The organism is Methanosarcina sp. A14 (assembly GCF_001729375.1).
Taxonomy (GTDB): Archaea; Halobacteriota; Methanosarcinia; order Methanosarcinales; family Methanosarcinaceae; genus Methanosarcina; species Methanosarcina barkeri.
Map to the genome: position 1 here is coordinate 1 of NZ_LZPK01000124.1, position 7,462 is coordinate 7,462.

At 41.9% G+C, this 7,462-nt stretch carries 7 protein-coding genes and 2 tRNA genes; 7 read left to right on the top strand and 2 right to left on the bottom strand.

The genetic code is table 11. From position 1 onward, the window contains the following. Nucleotides 1-400 precede the first annotated feature (400 nt). Nucleotides 401-643 (bottom strand): ferritin-like domain-containing protein, encoded by a 243-nt coding sequence (locus tag A9239_RS06860; RefSeq protein WP_052712634.1) that lies wholly within the window; start codon nt 641-643, stop codon nt 401-403. Nucleotides 644-735: 92 nt separating this feature from the next. On the opposite strand from A9239_RS06860, the gene A9239_RS20290 reads away from it, so the two are divergent. The 7 genes from A9239_RS20290 to tpiA all read left to right on the top strand — a co-directional run bounded on the left by A9239_RS20290 (nt 736) and on the right by tpiA (nt 4,830). Continuing rightward, nucleotides 736-921, top strand: a complete 186-nt coding sequence (locus A9239_RS20290; RefSeq protein ID WP_230628855.1) for a hypothetical protein — start codon at nt 736-738, stop codon at nt 919-921. Nucleotides 922-936: 15 nt separating this feature from the next. Beyond that, nucleotides 937-1,365 carry a YIP1 family protein gene (locus tag A9239_RS06865; RefSeq protein WP_230628853.1) on the top strand — a complete coding sequence of 143 codons (429 nt, stop codon included), beginning with the start codon at nt 937-939 and terminating at the stop codon, nt 1,363-1,365. A gap of 125 nt (nt 1,366-1,490) precedes the next feature. Continuing rightward, nucleotides 1,491-1,562 (top strand) — tRNA-Cys (locus tag A9239_RS06870). Nucleotides 1,563-1,627: 65 nt separating this feature from the next. After that, nucleotides 1,628-1,699: transfer RNA gene (locus tag A9239_RS06875), tRNA-Cys, on the top strand. A gap of 237 nt (nt 1,700-1,936) precedes the next feature. Then, nucleotides 1,937-2,551 (top strand): endonuclease III, encoded by a 615-nt coding sequence (nth, locus tag A9239_RS06880; protein ID WP_048154027.1) that lies wholly within the window; start codon nt 1,937-1,939, stop codon nt 2,549-2,551. Between the two features lie 259 nt (nt 2,552-2,810). Continuing rightward, complete coding sequence (locus tag A9239_RS06885; RefSeq protein WP_048120777.1) at nt 2,811-3,989, top strand: bifunctional 5,6,7,8-tetrahydromethanopterin hydro-lyase/3-hexulose-6-phosphate synthase; 1,179 nt, start codon at nt 2,811-2,813, stop codon at nt 3,987-3,989. A gap of 172 nt (nt 3,990-4,161) precedes the next feature. Further along, nucleotides 4,162-4,830: a triose-phosphate isomerase gene (gene tpiA, locus A9239_RS06890; protein ID WP_048120776.1), complete on the top strand. Its 669-nt coding sequence runs from the start codon at nt 4,162-4,164 to the stop codon at nt 4,828-4,830. On the opposite strand, the gene A9239_RS06895 is transcribed toward tpiA, so the two are convergent. Next, nucleotides 4,827-7,462, bottom strand: a 2,636-nt coding sequence (locus A9239_RS06895) for a HEAT repeat domain-containing protein (protein ID WP_176722110.1), incomplete at its 5' end; no start/stop codon positions are given. The genes tpiA and A9239_RS06895 overlap by 4 nt on opposite strands.

Here is a 7,462-nt window from a genome sequence, read left to right on the forward strand (position 1 = left end):
TACTTTCCATAATCTATTTTGAACCACTTTTCATAATGGTTTTATCTCACTTTTCCAATCCATTTTTGAATTGTTTTTTATTAAATTCAACTTTTTATAGACCTTTTTTATGACTACAAAAACAGATATTCGCCATTTTCCATAAGAAATAAAGGTGTTTTCTGACTCTTTTAATGCTCATGTTTTTGTATTGTTATCATTTGACCGCTGGCCAATTTGGTAGGATATTTTGTATTCTTACATAATCGGTGGAATTAATGATTTAAGAAAGCAATAAAAAAGGCTAAAAATATTCACAAGTTCTATTTCCAGTTCCTCGTTTTATAATTCTCCTTAGAAAGATATTCCTGAGGCACTGGGAATTTTTTGCCCCTTAGTCAGGGTATTTTCATGAATGACCCTAGGAATATCTTGAAAGAAATCTCTTAAAAGTATAAAGACGCAGCAGGAACTTCCTTATCCATAGATCTGCTGTGCCAGATAGGGTCTGGATACCTATCTGTCCAATCTGATCTAGCGGGGTTTCTAACCAGTCGACGTGTTCTTCTTCTTCCTTCAGGATAGATTCTAGGAAAGTTTTATTGTTGTTATCTCCCAACTCCGTTGCCAGGCGAATGCCTTCATTATAACCTTTGACGGCCACTAATTCAACCCTGAGATCAATAAGTCTTATCAGATTATTTTTGATAAATTTATTTAAATAAAAATTAAATCTATATTTATTGGGGGTAACTTATGGGTTATATCGAAACCTGGGGAGAGGTAATGCAAAGCCCGTCTGACTTTTACAGAGATATGCCTAAGACCGGAGGGTATATTGATCCGCTTACTTTTGCAGCAATTAGTTTCATCATATACGCATTTTTAGCTGCACTTTTAACCGTCCTCTTTGGCCCTGGAATGTATATGGGCTGGATGTAAGGTGGAACGGGTGGGATGTACGAGGGTATGTACGGTAGTGCGAGAGGGCTTGGCTTTTTCGCGATACTTATGACTGTGATCATAACACCTATTGCAGGTATTATTTCTATCTTTATCGAAGCTGCAATACTCTATATTATTTATAAAATACTTGGAGGAACGGGAAGTTACGAAGGCACTGTAAGATTCATTTCTTATGCAACTGCTGTACTGGTACTTTCCTGGATTCCTATTGTCGGCTGGATTGCCGGAATTTACGGGATATATCTCTATATTGTGGGCGGAATGCATGTCCATGATGTAAGCATGGCAAGGTCCGTAATAGCTGTACTGCTACCAACTTTACTTATAATCTTGCTTATGGTTATATTTATGGCATGGCTATTTGCTTTTTCAGGATTATCTCTCTTCGGGTTCTTTTCTACGGGGGTTATCTTTTTATAAAAAACTCATCTTATTTTTTGATTATGTTCTATGTAAAAATTTAAAAACCGATTGCCTTGAGCTAAATGTTTATATATTAGAAATTCCTTTAATTGAAGCTACACGAGCAATACGTGATCAAGAATGCCAAGATGGCGGAGCGGCTACGCAATCGCCTGCAGAGCGATTCCATTCCGGTTCGAATCCGGATCTTGGCTTCTTCTTTAAACAATTTATTGCTCTGTAATTATTTTATATAGTACCCTACATGAATTTGCATAATGCCAAGATGGCGGAGCGGCTACGCAATCGCCTGCAGAGCGATTCCATTCCGGTTCGAATCCGGATCTTGGCTTTCCTTTAAAAACCAATCTTTTTTCCAGAACTTTTAATTTTCTGATTCTTACGACCTATTCTTAAATTTTTTTCGTTTGGTCTGCTTAAGTAAAGTGACCACGTAAATGAATTCTCATATAAGTGGACCACATAAGTAAATCGTATGCCTGCTTCTGAGATGTAATTTAGAGCTTACTTTGATTCAAGGTTCAATTCCGAACCTTAATTTTATATTAGAGAAGACTGATTTTTGAGCATGGACATTGATGAACTCATGAGGAGGCTCTTTGAACTTTATCCTGAAGCTTCTAACGATGGCTTTACAGATCCTTTTTTTGCGTTAATTTCTACTGTGATGTCCCACAGAACCCGGGATGACGTGACCTATCCAGCGGCTAGCAAGCTTTTTGAGAGATTTTCGACGCCTGAAGAAATGGCGAGAGCTGATGTTAGCGAGATTGAAACTCTTATCAAAGATGTGGGCTTTTACAGAGTTAAAGCAGGGAGAATAAAGGAAATTTCCAGACTTCTTCTAGAGAAATATGATGGCAAGGTTCCTGACGATATGGAAGCTCTTCTTGAACTGCCTGGAGTAGGCAGGAAGACCGCTAACTGCGTGCTTGCGCATGCTTTTCTCAAGGATGCCCTTGCCGTGGACACTCATGTTCACAGGATTTCTAACAGGCTAGGTCTGGTAGATACAAAAACTCCTGAAGAAACTGAAACCGAATTAAAAAAGATCTTTCCACGGAAATATTGGAGACATATAAATCTCTTGCTCGTAAAATTAGGGCAAAATACCTGCCGGCCTATTTCTCCAAGGTGCAAAACATGTACTCTTGATGATATCTGTCCTAAAATTCTCCTTTAATAGGGAGTTTTATGTGGTCCCGGAAACTTCAAAGTCAAACTCCAAAATAGAACTCCGTGACTCTATCAGGGCTGCGGAAAAAACCTGTGGGACGATACGAGATTATTTATAATATAAGGCTGGCATTTAGCAGGCAAAAGGTTATTCGTATCCTTAGTTGACAGTAAATTAATTCAAGGTATACGGCTATCCTCACCGTTATCAATATTCAGGATCATATAATAGGATCTATAATTTATCACATTTTACGAGGTCAAATATGTTTCAAATAGGAGAAGCTTTAATGGGGCAGGGTGCAGAACTTGCCCATGTTGATTTGATGATAGGAGACAAGGGAGGACCCGTAGGGCAAGCTTTTGCAAACGGCCTGACCCAGCTTTCAGTCGGTCATACCCCTCTCCTGTCCGTTATCAGACCCAATCTGCCTCCAAAACCTTCAACCCTAATTATTCCGAAGGTTACGGTAAAAAATATGGAGCAAGCAGGAAAAATTTTCGGACCTGCTCAGGCAGCCGTTGCAAAGGCAGTAGCAGACTCAGTTGAAGAAGGCGTAATCTCAAAGGATCAGGTTGAAGAAATTGTCATTGTAGCCAGTGTCTTTCTCCATCCTGATGCCCAGGATTACAACAAGATCTACAGGTATAATTACGGAGCAACAAAACTCGCAATCAAGCGTGCTCTCGAAGGTTTCCCGGACATTAACACCGTTCTTGAGGAAAGCAACAAGTCTACCCATGCTATCATGGGATTCAAGGTCACAAGGCTCTGGGACCCACCATACCTGCAGGTTGCTTTTGACAATCCTGACATCGAATTCGTGCAATCCGCCATATCTCAGATTCCTAAAAGCGATCACGTTATTATCGAAGCAGGCACACCTCTTATCAAACGCTATGGTATGGATGTCATCTCAAAGATCAGAGAGGTCAGGCCTGATGCCTTCATAGTAGCTGACTTAAAAACTCTGGATACCGGAAATCTTGAAGCAAGAATGGTTGCAGATGCTGCAGGAGATGCTATTGTTGTCTCTGCACTTGCCCCAATAAGCACTATTGACAAGCTCATTGAGGAAGCCCATAAGACAGGTATCTATGCGGTAATGGATACCCTCAACCAGCAAGATCCGATTTCTGTCTTAAAACAGCTTAAGGTCATGCCTGATGTCATTGAACTCCATCGTGGAATCGACATTGAAGCCACTGAACATGCATGGGGCAATATCGCCGAGATCAAGAAGGTTGCTCCAAAGACACTGGTTGCTGTTGCAGGCGGTGTCCGTCTTGACAAAGTGCCTGTAGCTCTCGGTCAGGGTGCTGACATTCTTGTGGTTGGACGTGCGATTACCAACTCAAAAGATGTCAGGGAAGTTGCCGAACAGTTTATCAACAGCCTTAACAAACCGGAAATTGACCAGTTCAGGGTCATGACTGACTTCTAAGCAGGTTTAAGAATTTCCCTTAAAAAAGTTGCTGAAAATCTACTGCTGAAAACCTACTGCTAAAAACTACTGCTAAAGGGAAAAACCATGCAGTGATTTCGGCAGAAACTTTTAGAGAAAGCGTCGAAATTCACGCTTTCCATTTCTTTTTACTTTTCAAGAGGGGATTTTTTTGGGTTTACCATTCATTGTATTGAACTATAAGACTTATTTACAGGGTACGGGCCAGGGAGCAGTGGAAATTGCAAAGGCCTGCAAAACCGTATCCGAAGAATCAGGTATTGAGATAGCAGTAGCCCCGCAGCTTTCGGATATTTACAGGGTAGCCTCGGAAGTTGAGCTTCCGGTTTTTTCCCAGCATCTGGATGGGATAGGAGCAGGAAGCTTCACAGGTCATGTTTTCGGAAAAGCCATAAAAGAAGCAGGCGCTGTAGGGACTCTGATCAACCACTCTGAGAGGCGTCTAACTCTTGCAGAGATCGAGGCATCTCTAAAGGCTGCAAAGGAATTCGGGCTCAGGTCAATTATCTGCACTAATAATGTCCCGACAACTGCAGCAGCAGCAGCCCTGGGGCCGGATTATGTTGCAATCGAACCCCCCGAACTTATAGGGAGTGGAATCCCTGTCTCAAAAGCTGACCCTGAAGTTGTTAGCGGTTCGGTTGAGGCGGTTGCAAAAATTGATCCCAGTGTAAAGGTACTCTGCGGAGCCGGGATTTCCAAAGGTGAAGACCTCAGGGCAGCCCTTGACCTTGGTTCTCAAGGCGTGCTTCTGGCATCTGGAATTGTAAAAGCCACAGACCCAAAAGCCGCACTGGAAGACCTTATCCGTCTGGTTTAAGTTTTGTTTTCTTGAATTTCAGGTTGAGCTCTGGTATTTGCATTCAAGTACTTGGTGAGAGGTTTTACTGCTCTTTCATCTCCAATGTCAATTAGCAGGAACACAGAGTTCTCCCTGATATTCTGGTTTTCACTATTCAGGCCTCTTATTAGAGGTTCCACTGCTTCTTCTTTTCTATCAAGAAGAATCTTTGACGCGCAGTCTCTTACTTTTTTATTATTATCTCCCAAAGCCATGACAAGAGTGTCAGTTGCTTTTTCGCCTTTTATCTCTCCTAAAGCAGTAACAGCAGAGATCCGAATTCCGGAGTTATTATCCTTAAGAGCTTTCTTAAGAGTTCCAACTGCTTTTGGGTCATTTATTTTACCCAGGGCTTCTAAAGCAGTGCTTCTGAGTGTTTCATTTCCATCTGTTGTAGCACTATTGAGCGCGCCTACAGCTGTGGCATCACCTATATTTCCAAGGGCCCATGCTGAAGCGACTCTCACAGTTTCGTCTCCATCCTGTAGTCCTACAGTTAAAGATTTCACTGCTTTTTGATCCCCTATTGCCCCCAGAGCCAGAGCTGCATTTCGCCGTACTTCGGGATTTTCATCGGATAGTATCTGGATCAGGGGTTTAACCGCTTTCGGGTTTCCAATTTTTCCCAGAGCAAGGGCTGCACAACTTTTTACGGAATCGTTTTCGTTCAAAGCCATGATAAGAGGGTCTACTGCCCTTTGATCCCCGATTTTTCCAAGGGAAATAGCACTGCACTCTTTCACATTGCCGTATTTATCCGTTTTCAGGGCAATTGATAATGGTTCCACTGCCTTTTCGTTTCCAATTTCTCCAAGAGAAAAGGCTGCACAGGCTTTTGTCTCATTGCAGTCTTTGACCAAGATTTCAATAAGAGGTTCGATAGAGCTTTCTTCTCTCATTCCTCCCAGTGCAAGTATAGAGCTGACTCTCACATAACTCTCTTCACGTTTTAATGCATCTAGGAGTTTTTCTGGCGCTTTTTTATCTTTAGGATTAACTCCGGAAGCCTCTTCGTATTTTTTTATGTTTTGAGGGTCTGCTTTTAGTGCATTGATGAGGGGTTCTGTTTCTGAGTTCCCAATATCTTCAAAGGCTTTTGCTACTTCCTTCCGGAAGGTCATGTCTTTTTCTTCTACAGCTTTCTGGAGAGTCTGGTCTACTTTTTCGTCACCTTTTTTTTCAGTGAGTTCAGTAGAAGTTTCTGTTTTTTCCTTGAAAAGTTCCTTAAGTTCTGGAACAGCTCTCTTGTCTCCCATTTCAATGAGTGAAAAAACAATATATTTTCTAACAGTCTTATTCTGGTTCTCAAGAGATTTTATCATATCAGGAACTGCCGGTTCTCCTATTTCTACAAGAGCTCTGGCACAGCTCAATTTTGTTTCTTCATTTTCAGCCGAGAGATTTTGAATGAGAGGTTTTATTGCCCTTTTATCTCCTATATTTCCAAGAGCCCAGGCGGCTGTACTGCTTGTATATGCATCATCATCTGAAAGGGCTTCTATAAGGGGCTCAACTGCTGGTTTTCCGATTCCAACAAGAATCTCCCCAGCATACTGCTTGACATTATTATTTTTATCCTTTAATGCCTGAACAATCGGTTTAGTATTTCTGTCTCCAGTTTCTTCAAGTGTTTTTTCAGTTATATTTCTGACTTTTTGGTCAGGGTCTTTTAACTGCTGGACGAGAGCTCCTGTTGCTTCTTCTTCTCCTATTTTTCCAAGAGATTCCACAACAAGGCTCCGTACTTCAGGATCTTTATCTGAAAGAGCACTTATCAGGGCTTTCTCGGCTCTTTGATCCCCAATTTCTCCCAATTCGACAGCTGCAGTACAGCGGACGTCCTTGTCTTCATCCGAAAGTACCTTAATCAGGGCTTCTGTTGCTTTCTCTTCTCGGAGTTCTCCGAGAGCTACAATGGCTTTCTTTCTTGTCTCTCTGTCTTCGTCATTCAGTGCTTTTATCAGGGGTTCAGTGGCTTTTTTATCCCCTATCTTTCCAAGGGCTTCCACGGCGTTCCTTCGAACTTTTCTGTCCTCGTCTGAAAGTGCCTTAATCAGAGACTCTTCGGCTTTTTCTCCTCCAAGTTTTCCTAGAGCTTCTGCTGCACTGGACCTTACCTCACTGTTATTATCTTCGAGACTTAGGTTGAGGGCCTCAACAATTTTCTCATTTTCTACCTTTCCTGAGAATAAGGTCTCCCCCCAGCCATCTTCCTCTGAAGAAGAACCTGCCTTTTCAATTTCTCCAAGAGCCCAGGCTGAATTGGAGCGCACTCTTTCATCTTCGTCTGAAAGTGCTTGAATTAGTTGTTTTTCTGCTCTCTGGCTTCTTGCATTACCAAGAGCTAGAGCTGCACCGCTTCTAACCTCTGGGTCTTCGTCCTTCAAAAGCTGTATTATGGCTTTTTCTGCTTTTTGCCCACCAATATTTCCAAGAGCCAGAGCTGCTTCACATCTTATTTCCGGGTTTTCAGAGTCAATAACTTCTATAAGAGGATCTACAGCGTCTTCTTCCATTTCTTCCAGAGCGAATCTGGCTTCCTTTCTGGAGTTTATATCGTCATTTCCTAATGCCTTTATCAGAGGCTCTATAGCCTGTTGAGTTTCTGACT